This window comes from Aromatoleum sp. (assembly GCF_035254505.1).
Classification (GTDB): Bacteria; Pseudomonadota; Gammaproteobacteria; order Burkholderiales; family Rhodocyclaceae; genus Aromatoleum.
In genome coordinates this window covers 1-15,285 of record NZ_DATFAO010000072.1, presented here as the reverse complement: position 1 = coordinate 15,285, position 15,285 = coordinate 1, and the positions used below count along the sequence as shown (strand labels likewise).

The window sequence follows — 15,285 nt, the reverse complement described above, 5'->3', positions numbered from 1 at the left end:
CCACTCGCGGCTGAGGATAGCAGTCCATACGGCCGCCGTTTCCGGTGGCCGAACAACAAAAAGGCGCTGCCGCGGCAGCGCCTTTTTCATGGGCGACGTGCGCCCGTGGTTTAGATTGCTTCGGCCTTGGCGGCGCGCTTGCGCTCGTTTTCCGTGAGGTAGCGCTTGCGCAGGCGGATCGACTTCGGCGTGATCTCGACCAGCTCGTCGTCGGCGATGAATTCGATCGCCGATTCGAGCGTCAGCTGGATCGCCGGGATCAGGCGAACGGCTTCGTCCGTGCCGGACGCGCGCACGTTGGTGAGCTGCTTGCCCTTGATCGGGTTCACGACGAGGTCGTTGTCGCGCGAGTGGATGCCGATGATCATGCCTTCGTACACCGGGTCGTTGTGCGTCACGAACATGCGACCGCGGTCCTGCAGCTTCCACAGTGCGTAGGCGACAGCCTGGCCGTCGTCCTGCGAGATCAGCACGCCGTTGCGGCGTTCGCCCATCTGGCCGGCGAGGGGGCCGTAGTCATCGAAGACGTGACTCGCGAGGCCGGTGCCGCGGGTCAGCGTCAGGAATTCGCCCTGGAAGCCGATCAGGCCGCGCGCGGGGATGCGATATTCGAGACGGGTGCGGCCCTTGCCGTCGGACTGCATGTCCTGCAGTTCGCCGCGGCGGCGGCCGAGCTCTTCCATCACGCCGCCCTGGTGCTCTTCCTCGACGTCGACGGTCAGCATTTCGTACGGTTCGCACTTGACGCCGTCGACTTCGCGGAACACGACACGCGGACGGCCGACGGCCATCTCGAAGCCTTCGCGACGCATGTTTTCGAGCAGGATCGTGAGGTGCAGTTCGCCACGGCCCGAGACTTCGAAGACGTCGGAGTCGCCGGTGTAATTGACGCGCAACGCGACGTTCTTCAGGAGTTCCTTTTCGAGGCGCTCGCGGATCTGGCGGCTGGTGACGAACTTGCCTTCGCGGCCGGCGAGCGGCGAGGAGTTCACCATGAAGTTCATCGTCAGCGTCGGTTCGTCGACCGCGATCGGCTTCATGCCGTCGAGGCTGTCGGGGTCGCAGATGGTGACGCCGATGTTGACCTGGTCGATGCCGGACACCAGCACGATGTCGCCGGCTTCGGCCGACTCGGCCTGGCTGCGCTCGAGGCCCTTGAAGGTCAGCACCTGGCCGATCTTGGCCTTGCCGCGGTTTTCGTCGCCGTACATGACGACGACTTCCTGGTTCGGGCGGATGCGGCCGCGCTTAATGCGGCCGATGCCGAGCTGGCCGATGTAGGTCGAGTAGTCGAGCGAGCAGACCTGCAGTTGCAGCGGGCCTTCGGAGTCGACTTCGGGCTGCGGCACGTGTTCGAGGATTGCTTCGTACAGCGGCTTCATGTCGGTGCCGGGAGTAGCGGCGTCGAGCATCGCGAAGCCGTTCAGCGCCGAGGCGTAGACGACAGGGAAGTCGAGCTGCTCTTCGGTAGCGCCGAGCTTGTCGAAGAGGTCGAAGGTCTGGTTGATGACCCAGTCCGGACGGCTGCCCGGGCGGTCGATCTTGTTGATCACGACGATCGGCTTCAAGCCCAGGGCCAGCGCCTTGCGGGTCACGAAGCGGGTCTGCGGCATCGGGCCTTCGACCGCATCGACGAGCAGCAGCACGCCGTCGACCATCGACAGCACGCGCTCGACTTCGCCGCCGAAGTCGGCGTGTCCCGGGGTGTCGACGATGTTGATGTGAGTCTCGCCGTACTGGATTGCACAGTTCTTGGCGAGAATGGTGATGCCGCGCTCCTTCTCAAGATCGTTGGAGTCCATCACCCGTTCGGAAACCTGCTGGTTTTCGCGGAAGGTGCCGGATTGGCGCAGGAGTTGGTCGACGAGGGTGGTTTTACCGTGGTCGACGTGGGCGATGATGGCGATGTTGCGAATGGCGCGGGACATGTGGGTCCAGAAGTCTTTGAAAAACCATATATTCTAGCACGCGACGTGGCAGTGCACCATGAAAGTCTTGGCGTAATTTCTTGTGTGGGGCCGGCGGGCATGGGGCGGGAGGCCGGCAATTCGGCTACATGCTAGAATTGGCGCCGGATCTACAGGAGACTGGCTTCATGCTCGCAATCATTGGCGGTAGCGGATTGACACAACTTTCGACGCTGGAAATCAGCCGTCGTGAGGTCGTTCGGACCCCCTACGGCGAACCTTCCGGTGCGCTGACCTTCGGTGTTCTCGCAGATCGTCCGGTTGTCTTTCTCGCGCGTCACGGATACGGACATACCATCCCGCCGCACCAGGTGAACTACCGGGCCAACATTTGGGCCCTGCATCACGCGAAGGCGAGCGCCATCGTATCGGTGGCCTCGGTCGGCGGCATCCGCGAGGATTTCGGGCCGGGTGGGTTGGTCGTGCCGAACCAGATCATCGACTATACGTGGGGCCGCCGTAGCACGTTCTTCGAAGGTCCGGAAGAGCCGGTCCACCACATCGACTTCACCCATCCCTACGACGAACCGCTGCGCCAACGCATCCTGGAAGCGTCAACTGGGATCGGCGAGCCGATGTACGACGGCGGGGTCTATGCGGCGACGCAGGGCCCGCGTCTCGAGACGGCTGCCGAGGTGAACCGCCTGGAGCGCGACGGCGCCGAGCTCGTCGGGATGACTGGCATGCCCGAGGCTTCGCTCGCGCGGGAACTGGGCGTGCCTTATGCTGCGATCAACGTGATCGCGAACTATGCGGCCGGGCGCGGCGCCAGCGAAACGGGCATCCAGTTCAGCACCATTGAAGTGGTGCTGCACGAAGCGATGATTCGCGTGCGCCGCGTGCTTGAAGAAGTCTGCCGCCGGCCCTGAACGGCGAGGACGCGCGGCTGGGCGCCCGCCCCGTCACCAGCGGAAGATCATCGATCCTTGTCCGTGAGCCGGAACCTGGGCCGTGCGGACTTGGTCCTTGCCGTCGGCGCTGACCGTGATGCGGTAGGTGCCCTGCGGCAGGCGCGCGAGCAGGATGGGGCCGTCCGCCGTGGCTTCGAGGACGGTCTTGCCCGCGGGTTTCGCGACGACGACCTTCACGTTTCCGAGATAATCGCCGCCGCGTTCGGCGAACATGAGCTTGAGGTTGTAGTCGCGTCCGATGCGACTGATCTGCTCGCGTTCCTCCAGTCCGACTCCGCCGGTCACAAAGGAAATTCCTTCGTAGCTCTGCGTCGGCAGAGGATCCTCGGCCGCGTATGCCCTCTGGATCGGGAGCGCCGTGGCGAGAACGGCCAGCGAGGCCGCAATGCGCAGGATGTGCATGATTCCGGCTCCTTTTTTCTACACCCCTCGCTATCGGGACAGCTGGCCGCGCTGATAGGTTCCGACAAGTTCGGTTTGCGCCAGGATATGTCCCTGCATCGCAGCCTCCAGCGCGGCCTTCGTGGGGTGGCCGAGATCCGGCAGCATGAGGTCGAGTGCGTATAGCTTGTGGAAGTAGCGGTGACGGCCGATCGGCGGGCAGGGGCCGCCATAGCCGGTACGGTTCCAGTCGTTGAGGCCTTCGAGCGTCGCCGCGGGGAGTTGCGCGGAGGACACGGCCTCGGCCAAGCCGGTGCTGGACGGGGGCAGGTTGTAGAGCACCCAGTGCACCCAGGTCATCTTCGGCGCGGCGGGGTCCGGGGCGTCGGGGTCGTCGACGATCAGCACGAGGCTCTGCGTACTGGGGGGAGCGCCTTCCCACGAAAGGGGCGGAGAGACATTGCGGCCTTCGCAGGTGTAGGTCGCGGGAATCGGCGCCTGGTGTGCGAAGGCGCGCGAAGTGATGCTGAGGCTCATTCGAAATCTCCGGAAGTCGAGGAAGGGGCGCCCATCTCGCGGTCGACGGTGTCGGCGAGCGCGCGGAGCGCGTCGGCGACGACGACCGGATAGGTGGCCGGGGTGTCGAGGGCGCGCAGATCGTCCGGCAGCGACGTGAGCTGCGCGCGGGCGTGCTCGCGCAGCGCGGCGAGCGGCGGAGGGGCGGCGAGGCGCATCCCGCCCGTCATCACCGGGGCGAGCAGGGGTTCGCCGATCGCCGTGTCGTTGACGAGGGTGAGCACATCGCCCGCCAAGCGGCCGTCGGCGTCCAGGCTGCGGTATACCTGCTTGCGGCCCGGCCACGTGGCCTTGCCTTCGGAGCGCTTGCGGCGTGCGCGGCCGCCGTATTCCTGCAGTTTGTAGGCGCAATCGAGGTAAGGGTAGTCGGCCGAGGTGTTCATGCGGGTGCCGACGCCGAAGCCGTCGATCGGGGCCCGCGCCGCGACGAGGTCGCGCACGGCGTATTCGTCGAGATTGCCGCTGACAAAGATGCGCAGCGAGGCGAGGCCTGCGTCGTCGAGGATGCTGCGGACGCGGCGCGCATGTTCAGCGAGGTCGCCGCTGTCGATGCGCACGGCCCGGATCGTGATGCCTTCGGGCGCAAGGGCGCGGGCGAGGCTGACGACCTTGCGCGTCGCGGCCTCGGTGTCGTAGGTGTCGATCAGCATGGTGTTCGCCGCTGGCTGTGAGCGCGCGAAATCTTCGAAGGCGTCGGTTTCGTTGTCGTGGGCCTGGATGAAGGAGTGCGCCATCGTGCCGTAAAGCGGGATGTCCCATTTCATGCCGGCGAGCACGGTTGCCGTGCCGCCGAAGCCCGCAAGATGGCTCGCGCGTGCCGAGAGAAGTCCAGCTTCGGCGCCGTGGGCCCGGCGCAGGCCGAAATCGACGAGCAGGCGCCCTTGTGCGGCGAGTCCGCAACGCGCCGCCTTGGACGCGACCATGGTCTGGAACTGCAGCAGGTTGATGATGCGGGTCTCGACGAGCTGGGCCTGGGGCAGCGGTGCGGTGACGCGGAGGATGGGCTCGTCGGGGAAGAAGATCGTGCCTTCGGGCATGGCGTCGACGTCGCCGGTGAAGCGCAGCGAGCCCAGCCAGTCGACGAAGTCCGGCTTGAAGCGCCCGCAGGCGCGCAGCCAGTCGAGTTCGTCCGCCGAGAAGTGCAGGTCCTGAAGGTAGTCGAGCACCTGTTCCAGGCCGGCGGCGACGAGGAAATTGCGGTGCGGCGGGAGCTTGCGGACGAAGAATTCGAAAGACGCCATATGGGTCATGTCGCGCTCGAAGTAGCACTGCAGCATCGTCAGCTGGTACAGGTCGGTGAGCAGGGCGTGCTCGGGATCGAGGCGGGGCATCTCAGTCGGCCACCTGGGCGCTGGCGATGAGGCTTGCACCAAGTTTTTGCATCTCGTCGACGGCGCGGTCGCCGTCGCCGGGTTGGACGTCCACGGCACGGACGGCGTCGGTCAGCAGCAGAACCTCATAGCCTTTGGCAACTGCATCCCTCACCGTGTTGAGCACGCAATAGTCGGTCGCGAGTCCGCCGACGAAGAGCCGCCGGGCGCCGGCGCCGCGCAGTTGGTAATGGAGCTCGGTGCCGCCGAAACCCGAATAGGCGTCCTGGTCGACGGTCGTCGCTTTGGAGACGATGGCGGTGTCATGCGGCAGCGCGAGGTTGGCGGGGAAGGCCGCACCCTGGGTGCCGGCGACGCAGTGGGGCGGCCATGGACCCGCCTGCTCGTGGAAGGAACAGTGTTGCGGGGGGTGCCAGTCACGGGTGGCGAAGATCGGCAGGCTGCGGCGCGAAAAGCTTTGGATCAGCCGGTTCAGCGGGGGGATGATCTCGTCGCCATGGGATACGGCAAGATTGCCGCCGGGCAGGAAATCGTTCTGAACGTCGACGAGCAGCAATGCGTCGCCTGCTCGGGGTGTTGTCGGTGCGTCGCTCGGCATGGGGATCTCCGGGTCGCGAATCTCTTCAATCTAGTTTGCTGTCCGGCCCCTGTCCTGATTTTCGGTGCTCTGGGCGGGTATTGGAGAGGTTCCGGCGGCGCTCACGCTGGGGGCTGCAAACCGCGGCAAAGCGGGCAAGCTGGGCGTCGATGCGCTGGTTGATGCTGCCGTCGGGCCAAGTCCCGCCATCGTTGGCCGTGCCGGCGGCGATGCCGGTCAGGAGTGAGATGGCCTCGTCCACATCGTGGACCGCATAGACGTGGAAAAGTCCATTGCGCGCGGCGTCGACGACCTCTTCGCGCAGCATCAGATGCTGGACATTGGCGTGGGGGATGATCACGCCTTGGTCGCCACTCAGTCCCCGGGCCTTGCAGATGTCGAAGAAGCCTTCGATCTTCTCGCTCACGCCGCCGATGGCCTGAACCTTGCCGCGCTGGTTCACGGACCCCGTGACGGCCAGGGACTGGCGAATCGGGGCCCCGGATAGCGTCGACAGCAGGGTGCACAGTTCGGCGAGCGAGGCGCTGTCGCCCTCGACCGGCCCGTAGGACTGCTCGAAGACGATACTCGCGGCGAGTGATAGCGGACGTGCCATCGCATAGCGTGCAGTGAGGAAGGCGGAGAGGATCATCACGCCCTTGGTATGGATCGCTCCGCCGAGCTCGGCTTTGCGTTCGATGTCGGCGACGCCGCCTTCGCCGGGCCGCGCGGTCGCGGTGATGCGCATCGGGCGTCCGAAGGCAAAGTCGCCGAGATCGATCACGGCGAGGCCGTTGATCTGGCCGACTTCGCTGCCGGCGGTCTCGATCAGTAGGGTGTTGCGCAGGACGGCGTCGTGGATCGTGTCCCGCAGCCGGTCCGCGCGACGGATGCGTGCGGCGAGCGCGTGCTCGATGTCGTCGCGGCCGATGAATTTGCGCCCCGCGGCTTTTGCCAAGTGGTGGGACTCGTGCAGCAGATCGGCGATATCGCGGGTCCGGGTCGATAGGCGGTGTGCGTCTGCCGCCAGACGCGCAGCGTGCTCGACGAGCCGGCCGGCGGCATCCGAGCGCAGGGGCAGGAGCTGTGCGCCGCGGGCCAGCGCTGCGACGGTACGGAGGAAGTCTCGAGTGTTGTCCGGGTTGCGCTCGACGCTGTCCTCGAAATCGGCGGCGATCTTGAACAGTTCCGGGAATTCCGGATCGAGCTGCTTGAGCAGGTAGTAGTGGATGCGCTGCCCGAACAGCACGAGTTTGACGTCGAGGGGAATGGGCTCGGGTTCGAGGGGCAGGGCGCCCATCCAGCCATACACCTGGGCGAGCGATTCGATGCGGATCTGCTCCGACTTGAGCGCGCGCTTGAGTCCTTCCCACGCGTAGGGCTGCGTGAGCACTTTCTCGGCGTCGAGGAGCAGGAAACCGCCGTTCGCACGGTGCAGTGCGCCGGCCTTGATCAGCGTGAAGTTGGTGACTAGGGTGCCCATGGTCGCGATGTGATCGACGCGGCCGACGAGATTCGGGTAGGTCGGATGATCTTCGAATTCGAGCGGCGCCTTGCCGCGGGCGTCCTGGTCGACGAGAAGATTGACCTGGTAGCGCTGCGCCGAGATGCCGCCTTCGGACGTGTTGCCCTTCGCGGCTTGTTCGCGCAATTCCTGGCCCACCTCGACGATGTCGTGCAGGACGTCGCGCAGGAAATCGACGACGGTCGGGAGGTCGCGATGACGCTCCTGGAGTTCCTCGATGAGGTGACCGACGGCGAGTTCCAGCGTCTCGCGGTTGAGTTCGTGCAGACGGCCCTGCATCTCGCGGCGCCAGCGCGGAAACTGCTGCAGGAGCTTGTGCAGTTGTTCGCGCAGCGATTCGCTGCTCTTGGCGATGCGCTCGCGCTCGTCTTCGGGCAGGGCCGCGAAGGCTTCGGGATCGAGCGTCTCCTCGCCTTTCATCGGCAGGAAGGCGAAGCCCTGCGGGGTGCGGACGAGGGCGACGCTTTGCTGCGTCGCGGTGTCGCCAAGCTCGCGAAGCGAGGCTTCCTCGCGCTGCTTGAATTCCTCCTGGATCGCTTCGGCGCGAGTGCGATATTCCTCGCTTTCGAAGCCCGAGTTGATCGCCTGGCCGACCTCGGAGACGAAATGCTCCATGTCGTCGCGCAACTGTGCACCGCGACCGGGCGGCAACTGGAGCGCGCGCGGGTTGTTGGGCTGGTCGAAGTTGTTGACGTAGCACCAGTCGCCCGGCGAAGGGCGGGAGGCGACGCGGCTTTCCAGCATGCGTTGCACGGCCTTGTGGCGGTGGCTGCCGGGTTCGCCGAGCACGAAGACGTTGTAGCCCGGGGCCGTGATCTCGGTGGCGAGGCAAAGCGCGTCGATGGCGCGCGACTGGCCGAAGACGACGTCGGGATCGGGCAGCGCGTCCGTGGTTTCGAAGTCGAGCAGGTCGGGCGTGCAGCGGCTGCAAAGCAGCCGGGGATCGAGCGGCACGATGTCTGGCATATGCACGTTTCTCCTGGCGGAAGAAAACGCCGATGGGAAGGTTGCGGTCGCTATGCAGCAGGAATCGGGCCGCTTATGCGTGATTAGAATCCAAGTCCCGCGCGTTGGCGAGAGCCGGAACCAAAAAGTACCGTTTCGGTCCGATATTGTGCAACCGGACGAGTGTCATGCTGAGAGTGAGCAAACTGGGCGACTACGGGACGATGATCATGGTTCACATGGCCCGTCAGCCTTTGCGTTTGTTCAGTGCGTGCGACATGGCGATGGCAACCGGGCTGGGGGCTGCGACCGTGAGCAAGTTGATGAAGTGTCTGGCGCGCGAGGGGCTGCTGGTGTCGCACCGTGGGACGCATGGCGGTTATCGGCTCGCTCGCGAAGCGGCGGAAATCTCGATCGCGCAGATCGTGGATGCCGTCGAAGGGCCGGTGGGCGTGACCGAATGCAGTGTCGCCGCTGGCACGTGCGCGCAGGAAGCGACTTGTACGGTGCGGGCGGGGTGGCAAGGGATCAACTCGCTGCTGCGCGCCTCGCTCGAAAGCGTCAGATTGGCCGAGTTTGCCCGGGTGGCGGAACGCGTCGCCGGCGACGAAGTCGTCGCCAGTCCGGGCGAGTGATGGCCGGCGTCGAATTGGCGGCGTCGAATTGGGAATGGAGATAGGGGACGATGGGCAACCAAGTCGTTCAACTCGATGACCTGATCAGCCAGGAGTATCGGCATGGCTTCTATACGCCGCTGGAGACGGATACCATTCCGCGCGGTTTGTCCGAGGACGTGGTCCGTCTGATTTCGGCGAAGAAGAATGAGCCGGAGTTCATGCTGGAGTGGCGCCTGCAGGCGTTCCGCCACTGGGTGACGATGACGGAGCCGCAGTGGCCGACCGTCCGCCATCCACCGATCGATTATCAAGACATCGTGTATTACTCGGCGCCGCGCTCGAAGGGCGATGGGCCGAAGAGCCTCGACGAGGTCGATCCCGAGTTGCTGCGTACCTATGAGAAGCTCGGTGTGCCCTTGCGGGAGCGCGAGCTGCTGGCGGGTGTCGCGGTGGATGCGGTGTTCGACAGCGTATCAGTCGCGACGACCTTCCGGGACAAGCTGGCCGAGCAGGGGATCATCTTCTGCTCGTTTTCGGAGGCGGTGCAGAAGCATCCGGAACTCGTGCGGCAGTATCTGGGCACGGTCGTGCCTTACACCGACAACTTCTTCGCGACGCTGAACTCGGCGGTGTTCTCGGACGGTTCGTTCTGCTACATCCCGCCGGGTGTGCGCTGCCCGATGGAGTTGTCGACCTACTTCCGCATCAACGCGATGAACACCGGGCAGTTCGAGCGCACGCTGATCATTGCCGACCGGGGGGCCTACGTCAGTTACCTCGAAGGCTGCACGGCGCCGATGCGCGACGAGAACCAGTTGCATGCGGCGGTCGTCGAGCTGATCGCGCTGGAAGGCGCGCAGATCAAGTATTCGACGGTGCAGAACTGGTACCCGGGCGACAAGGAAGGCAAGGGCGGCATCTACAACTTCGTGACGAAACGCGGCGAGTGCCGCGAGGCGAAGGCGAAGATTTCGTGGACGCAGGTCGAGACCGGTTCGGCGATCACGTGGAAATATCCGAGCGTGATCCTGAGGGGCGACGACTCGGTGGGCGAGTTCCATTCGGTGGCGCTGACGAACCACTATCAGCAGGCCGACACCGGCACGAAGATGATTCATCTGGGCCGCAATACGCGCAGCACGATCCTGTCGAAGGGCATCTCCGCGGGACACGGCAGCAACGCGTATCGCGGGCTGGTGAAGGTCGCGAAGACCGCGGTCGGGGCGCGTAACTACACGCAGTGCGATTCGCTGCTGCTCGGCGACCGGTGCGCGGCGCACACCTTCCCGTACATCGAAGTGAAGAATCCGACGGCGCGCGTCGAACATGAGGCTTCGACCTCGCGCATTGGCGAGGATCAGCTCTTCTATTGCCAGAGCCGTGGCATCTCGCCCGAGGACGCGGTGTCGCTGATTGTGTCAGGATTCTGCAAGGAGGTGTTCAAGCAGTTGCCGATGGAGTTCGCGGTCGAGGCGCAGAAGCTGCTCGGCGTGAGCCTCGAAGGCAGCATCGGCTGAGGGAGTGAGAAGATGCTGGAGATCCGCAATCTGCACGTGACGGTGGACGACAAGCCGATCCTGCATGGACTCGACCTGAGCGTCGGGCCGGGCGAGGTGCACGCGATCATGGGGCCGAACGGTTCGGGCAAGAGCACGCTCGCGCACGTGCTGGCGGGGCGCGAGGGCTATGTCGTGACCGACGGTGAGGTCCGTTACCTAGGACGGGATCTGCTCGCACTGAGCGCCGAGGAGCGGGCGCGCGAAGGGATCTTCCTCGCGTTCCAGTATCCGGTCGAGATTCCCGGTGTGGCCAACATCTATCTGCTGAAGTCGGCGCTCAATGCGATCCGTCGTCATCGCGGCGAGGCGGAACTCGATGCGATGGACTTCCTGTCGCTTGTGAAAGCGAAGCTGCGGCTCATGGAGATGGACGAGAGCCTGCTGTACCGCGCTGTGAACGAAGGCTTTTCGGGCGGCGAGAAGAAACGCAACGAGATCCTGCAGATGGCGGTGCTCGCGCCGCGGCTTGCGATCCTCGACGAGACCGATTCGGGGCTCGACATCGATGCGCTGAAGGTCGTTGCGAAGGGTGTCACCGCGATGCGCGATCCGGAGCGCTCGATGATCCTGGTGACGCACTACCAGCGCTTGCTCGACCACATCCGACCGGATCGCGTGCACGTGCTTGCGCAGGGGCGGATCGCCTTGTCGGGCGGGCCGGAACTTGCGCTGGAGCTTGAGCGGAAAGGGTATGGCTGGGTCGAGGCCGAGGCGCGTAAGGAAGCGGGTTCGGCTGCGGGGGGAGTGGGGCGATGATGGGCGCAGCGGACAATCCTTTTGTGGATCGCTTCGTGTCCGCGTTCGCGGAACGTCAGGCGCGGCTGCCGGGTGCGTCCGTGCCGTGGATGCGGCGCCTGCGCAGCGAAGCGATCGAACGCTTTGTCGAACTCGGATTGCCGACGACGCGCGACGAGGACTGGAAATACACGAACGTTGCGGGGATCGGCCGGCGGGCCTTCGATGTCGTGGCCGATGTTTCGCTGGAAGGCGTTGGAGAACTGGTGGCGGCCCATGCGCTGCCCGGCACGCATCGCCTCGTGTTTGTCGATGGACACTACATGTCGGCATTGTCGCAGGTCGGGGCCTTGCCCGAAGGGGCGCATATCGGGAGCCTCGCGCTGGCCAGTGTCACTTACGCAGACCGGCTGGCGGAGTTCTTCGGCGGCGGGAACGCTGCAGACGGCTTCGGTGCGCTGAACGAGGCGCTATGGAGCGACGGCGCGTGGATCGATCTCGCGCCCGGCGTCGTCATCGAGGAGCCGGTCCATCTGCTGTTCGTCACGAACCGAGGTGATGCGGCGAGTTTTCCGCACAACCTCGTGCAGACGGGCGACGGCGCGGGCGTGACCGTCATCGAGCACCATGTCGGACCGGACGACGCGAGTTATCTCACCGACGCGGTGACGCGCATCGTCGTCGGCAAGTCAGCGCGTGTGAACCACACGAAACTGCAGCAGGAGAGCCGCAAGAGCTTTCATATTGCGCGGATTGCCGCGGAACAGGCACGCGACAGCCGCTTCGGCTCGCACGCCTTCGCTTTCGGTGCGCAACTCGCGCGCAGCGCGATCGCGACCCGCCTGGCAGAAGGCTGCGATACGGAATTCGTGGGCCTGTACGTGGGCGACGGGCGCCGCCATGTCGATCACCACACCTTCATCGATCATGCAGAGCCGCGAGGAACGAGCCGCGAACTCTACAAGGGCGTGCTCGACGGCTCGGCGCGGGCGGTGTTTAACGGTCGCGTAATCGTGCGCCCCGATGCACAGGGGACGGACGCGCAGCAGACGAACCGCAACCTGCTGCTGTCGGACGACGCCGAGGTCGACACCAAGCCGCAACTCGAAATCTGGGCCGACGACGTGAAGTGCGCACACGGCGCGACGGTCGGCCAGCTGGATGAAGACCAGCTCTACTACCTGCGTTCGCGCGGTATCGGCGAAGCGGACGCGCGCGCCTTGCTGATTCGTGCGTTTGCGCTCGAAACTCTCGCGGGCGTCGTGTTCGATCCGTTGCGTGCGCGGCTCGAAGCGCTGCTGCCCGGGCGGAGGGTGCAGGCGATTTGAGGGAGCGATCGATGGGCGATATGAAGTTGGACATCCAAACCAGTCCTGCAATGGGTTTGCAGGCGCGCGAGCTTTCGGCCTTGTTTGCTCGCTGTCGCGCGGATTTCCCGATCCTGGACCGCAGCGTGCATGGCAAGCCGCTCGTCTATCTCGACAACGGCGCGACGAGCCAGAAGCCGCGTTGCGTGATCGAGGCCGAGGCGCGTTTCTACGGCGAGTCGAACGCCAACGTGCATCGCGGCGTGCATCGCCTGAGCCAGGAGGCGACCGATGCTTTCGAAGGCGGGCGCGATGTCGTGCAGCGCTTCCTGAATGCCCAGCGGCGCGAGGAAATCGTGTTCGTGCGCGGCACGACCGAGGCGATCAACCTGGTCGCGAACAGTTACGGTGCGCGTCTGAAGGCCGGAGACGAGGTCCTGATCACGGGGATGGAGCACCACTCGAACATCGTGCCGTGGCAGTTGGCGTGCGAACGTACCGGCGCGACGCTGAGGATCGCGCCCGTGAATGATGCGGGCGAACTGATCGTCGAGGCGTTCGAACGGCTGCTCGGGCCGCGGACCCGGATCGTCGGCCTGACACATGTCTCGAACGCGCTCGGCAGCATCAACCCGGTCGCAGACCTTGTCCGGCTGGCACGCGCGTACGGCGCCGTGGTGCTCGTGGATGGCGCACAAGCGGTGCCGCATCTGGCCGTCGACGTCCAGGCGCTCGATTGCGATTTCTACGCGTTTTCCGGCCACAAACTGTTCGGGCCAACGGGGACCGGCGTGCTTTACGGCAAGCGTGCGCTGCTCGAATCGATGCCACCGTGGCAGGGCGGGGGCGACATGATCCGCACGGTCAGCTTCGAGCGCTCGACGTGGAACGATCTGCCTTACAAGTTCGAGGCCGGGACGCCGAACATCGCGGGCGCGGTCGGGCTCGCCGAGGCGATCCGCTACGTCGAGAAGATCGGCTTTGAGGCCATCGGCGCGCATGAGCACGCACTGCTGAGGCATGCGACCTCGCTCGCGCAGGAAATGCCGGGCCTGCGCCTGATCGGCACCGCAAGGGACAAGGCGGCGATCCTGTCCTTCGTGCTGGCGGACGTGCATCCGCACGACGTCGGGACGATCCTCGACCTCGAAGGCGTCGCCGTGCGCACCGGGCATCACTGCGCGATGCCGCTGATGGAGTTCTTCGGCGTGCCGGCGACCGTGCGCGCATCGTTCGCGCTCTACAACACCCACGAGGACGTGGAGGCGCTGTTCGCGGCGCTGCGCAAGGTCCGCGAGGTGTTCGGCCATGTCTGAGCTGCGCGAGCTCTATCAGGAAATGATCATCGACCACGGGCGGCACCCGCGGAATTTCGGCCCGCTCGCGGACGCCGATCATCATGCCGAAGGTTTCAATCCGCTCTGCGGGGACCGCATCAAACTGCAGTTGAAAGTGCGCGATGGCCGGATCGAAGACGCCCGCTTTGAAGGCGTGGGCTGCGCGATCTCGACCGCTTCCGCGTCGCTGATGACGGAAGCGCTGAAGGGGCGCAGCGAGGAGGAGGTGCGGGCGCTCTTCGACGAATTCCGGGCGATGGTCACCGGTGAGGGTGAGCGACGCGGCGAACCGCCGCTGGGCAAGCTCGAAGTGCTGGGGGGGGTGCAGGAATTTCCCTCCCGCGTGAAGTGCGCGACGCTTGCGTGGCATACGCTGCTCGCGGCCCTCAGAGGCGAATCGAGCCCGGTGTCGACGGAAGGCTGAATGGAGGAGGCGAGCATGAGCATCTTCGACTGGCTGCATCGGGCGGAATCTTCGGCCGCACGGAAGGCTGCGGAAGGAGAAGGCTTGCGCGACGAGGTGGTCGCGATGCTCCGCCTGATCTACGATCCGGAGATCCCGGTCAATATCTACGACCTGGGACTCATCTACGGGCTCGATATCGACGAGGCGAAAGGCAAGGTCGACATCCGCATGACGCTCACCGCCCCCGCGTGCCCGGTGGCGGAAAGCCTGGTCAACAGCGTGACGGAAGCCGTCGGTTCCATCGAAGGCGTCGAGGACGCGACAGTCGAATTGGTGTGGGATCCGCCCTGGACGCAGGATCGGATGAGCGAGGCGGCGCGGCTCGACCTGGGGCTGTTGTGATGGAGATCTGGATCGATGTCTGCCCGATGGGCGAGCTCCTTCCGGGAGGCGTGCGCGTGGTCGAACTGGAGGATGGCCGTGCGGTCGCGGTGTTCCGCGTCGGCAACAATTACCATGCGCTCGAGGACCGCTGCAGCCACGAGGACGAGAACCTCTCGTGGGGTGTGGTTCACGGCTGCGAAGTGACCTGCCCGCGCCATGGTGCGCGGTTTTCACTCCTCACCGGCGAAGCGCTGTCGCCGCCCGCCTATGAACCGGTTGCCGTATTCCCCGTGCGGGTGCACGAGGGGAGCGTTCAGGTTGCCAATGCGCCGGCGACTGGGGCGCGATAGGTCCGCAGGAAGGGCAGCAGTTCGTCGACCGGCACGGGCGGGCTGAAGCGGAAGCCCTGCATCACTTCGCAGCCTTGGGCGAGCAGGGCATCGACCTGGTACTGCGTTTCGACGCCCTCGGCGAGCACGTTGAGCCCGAAGCCCTGGGCGATGCTGACGATCGCGCCGATCACCGGCGAAGCCCGCCCCGAGCTGTCGAGGTCGCGCACGAAGGACTGGTCGATCTTCACGGTATTCACCGGGAAGCGGCGCAGGTAGTTGAGCGACGAGTAGCGCGTGCCGAAGTCGTCGATCGAGATGTGGATGCCCTGGCGGCGAAGCTCCTGAACCTTCGCAATGACGCACTCGGCGTCATCCATCAGCAGGTTCTCGGTGAT

Annotated in this window: 16 protein-coding genes; 9 read left to right on the top strand and 7 right to left on the bottom strand. The window is 65.3% G+C overall.

Annotated elements, in window-relative coordinates:
- Positions 1–110: 110 nt before the first annotated feature.
- On the bottom strand, positions 111–1,928 hold the full coding sequence (typA, locus tag VJ673_RS14540) for a translational GTPase TypA (protein WP_324126847.1): 1,818 nt from the start codon (positions 1,926–1,928) through the stop codon (positions 111–113).
- Between the two features lie 167 nt (positions 1,929–2,095).
- Here typA and VJ673_RS14535 point away from each other — a divergent pair, with 167 nt between their 5' ends.
- A complete protein-coding gene (locus tag VJ673_RS14535) occupies positions 2,096–2,836 on the top strand; it encodes an S-methyl-5'-thioinosine phosphorylase (RefSeq protein ID WP_324126846.1) in 741 nt (246 codons plus the stop codon).
- Positions 2,837–2,869: 33 nt separating this feature from the next.
- On the opposite strand, the gene VJ673_RS14530 is transcribed toward VJ673_RS14535, so the two are convergent.
- From VJ673_RS14530 to VJ673_RS14510, 5 genes are read right to left on the bottom strand one after another with little or no spacing between them, the layout of a single operon-like run.
- Complete coding sequence (locus VJ673_RS14530) at positions 2,870–3,280, bottom strand: carboxypeptidase-like regulatory domain-containing protein (protein ID WP_324126845.1); 411 nt, start codon at positions 3,278–3,280, stop codon at positions 2,870–2,872.
- 30 nt (positions 3,281–3,310) lie between these two features.
- Complete coding sequence (locus VJ673_RS14525; protein ID WP_324126844.1) at positions 3,311–3,796, bottom strand: YbhB/YbcL family Raf kinase inhibitor-like protein; 486 nt, start codon at positions 3,794–3,796, stop codon at positions 3,311–3,313.
- On the bottom strand, positions 3,793–5,166 hold the full coding sequence (locus tag VJ673_RS14520) for a nicotinate phosphoribosyltransferase (protein WP_324126843.1): 1,374 nt from the start codon (positions 5,164–5,166) through the stop codon (positions 3,793–3,795). Before VJ673_RS14520 ends, VJ673_RS14525 begins: the two co-directional genes overlap by 4 nt.
- A 1-nt stretch (position 5,167) precedes the next feature.
- Positions 5,168–5,764, bottom strand: a complete 597-nt coding sequence (locus tag VJ673_RS14515) for an isochorismatase family protein (protein ID WP_324126842.1) — start codon at positions 5,762–5,764, stop codon at positions 5,168–5,170.
- A 25-nt stretch (positions 5,765–5,789) separates the two neighbouring features.
- The gene (locus VJ673_RS14510) at positions 5,790–8,234 is read right to left on the bottom strand and encodes a Lon protease family protein (protein ID WP_324126841.1); all 2,445 of its coding nucleotides are present in this window, start codon (positions 8,232–8,234) and stop codon (positions 5,790–5,792) included.
- 167 nt (positions 8,235–8,401) lie between these two features.
- On the opposite strand from VJ673_RS14510, the gene VJ673_RS14505 reads away from it, so the two are divergent.
- Genes VJ673_RS14505 through VJ673_RS14470 form a run of 8 tightly spaced genes read left to right on the top strand, consistent with a single transcriptional unit; the run spans position 8,402 to position 14,908 of the window.
- Complete coding sequence (locus VJ673_RS14505) at positions 8,402–8,848, top strand: SUF system Fe-S cluster assembly regulator (RefSeq protein WP_324126840.1); 447 nt, start codon at positions 8,402–8,404, stop codon at positions 8,846–8,848.
- 50 nt (positions 8,849–8,898) lie between these two features.
- Entirely contained in the window at positions 8,899–10,347 is a 1,449-nt protein-coding gene (gene sufB / locus VJ673_RS14500) for a Fe-S cluster assembly protein SufB (RefSeq protein WP_324126839.1), read from the top strand.
- Between the two features lie 12 nt (positions 10,348–10,359).
- A complete protein-coding gene (sufC, locus tag VJ673_RS14495) occupies positions 10,360–11,145 on the top strand; it encodes a Fe-S cluster assembly ATPase SufC (protein WP_324126838.1) in 786 nt (261 codons plus the stop codon).
- A complete protein-coding gene (gene sufD / locus VJ673_RS14490) occupies positions 11,142–12,452 on the top strand; it encodes a Fe-S cluster assembly protein SufD (RefSeq protein ID WP_324126837.1) in 1,311 nt (436 codons plus the stop codon). The genes sufC and sufD overlap by 4 nt, the downstream gene beginning before the upstream one ends.
- 50 nt (positions 12,453–12,502) lie before the next feature.
- Positions 12,503–13,747: a cysteine desulfurase gene (locus VJ673_RS14485; protein WP_324126848.1), complete on the top strand. Its 1,245-nt coding sequence runs from the start codon at positions 12,503–12,505 to the stop codon at positions 13,745–13,747.
- Positions 13,740–14,192, top strand: a complete 453-nt coding sequence (sufU, locus tag VJ673_RS14480) for a Fe-S cluster assembly sulfur transfer protein SufU (RefSeq protein ID WP_324126836.1) — start codon at positions 13,740–13,742, stop codon at positions 14,190–14,192. The genes VJ673_RS14485 and sufU overlap by 8 nt, the downstream gene beginning before the upstream one ends.
- A 15-nt stretch (positions 14,193–14,207) precedes the next feature.
- Positions 14,208–14,576, top strand: a complete 369-nt coding sequence (locus tag VJ673_RS14475) for an SUF system Fe-S cluster assembly protein (RefSeq protein ID WP_324126835.1) — start codon at positions 14,208–14,210, stop codon at positions 14,574–14,576.
- Positions 14,576–14,908, top strand: a complete 333-nt coding sequence (locus tag VJ673_RS14470) for a non-heme iron oxygenase ferredoxin subunit (RefSeq protein WP_324126834.1) — start codon at positions 14,576–14,578, stop codon at positions 14,906–14,908. Before VJ673_RS14475 ends, VJ673_RS14470 begins: the two co-directional genes overlap by 1 nt.
- Here VJ673_RS14470 and VJ673_RS14465 read toward each other — a convergent pair.
- On the bottom strand, positions 14,872–15,285 hold a 414-nt coding region (locus VJ673_RS14465), incomplete at its 5' end, for an EAL domain-containing protein (protein WP_324126833.1). The genes VJ673_RS14470 and VJ673_RS14465 overlap by 37 nt on opposite strands.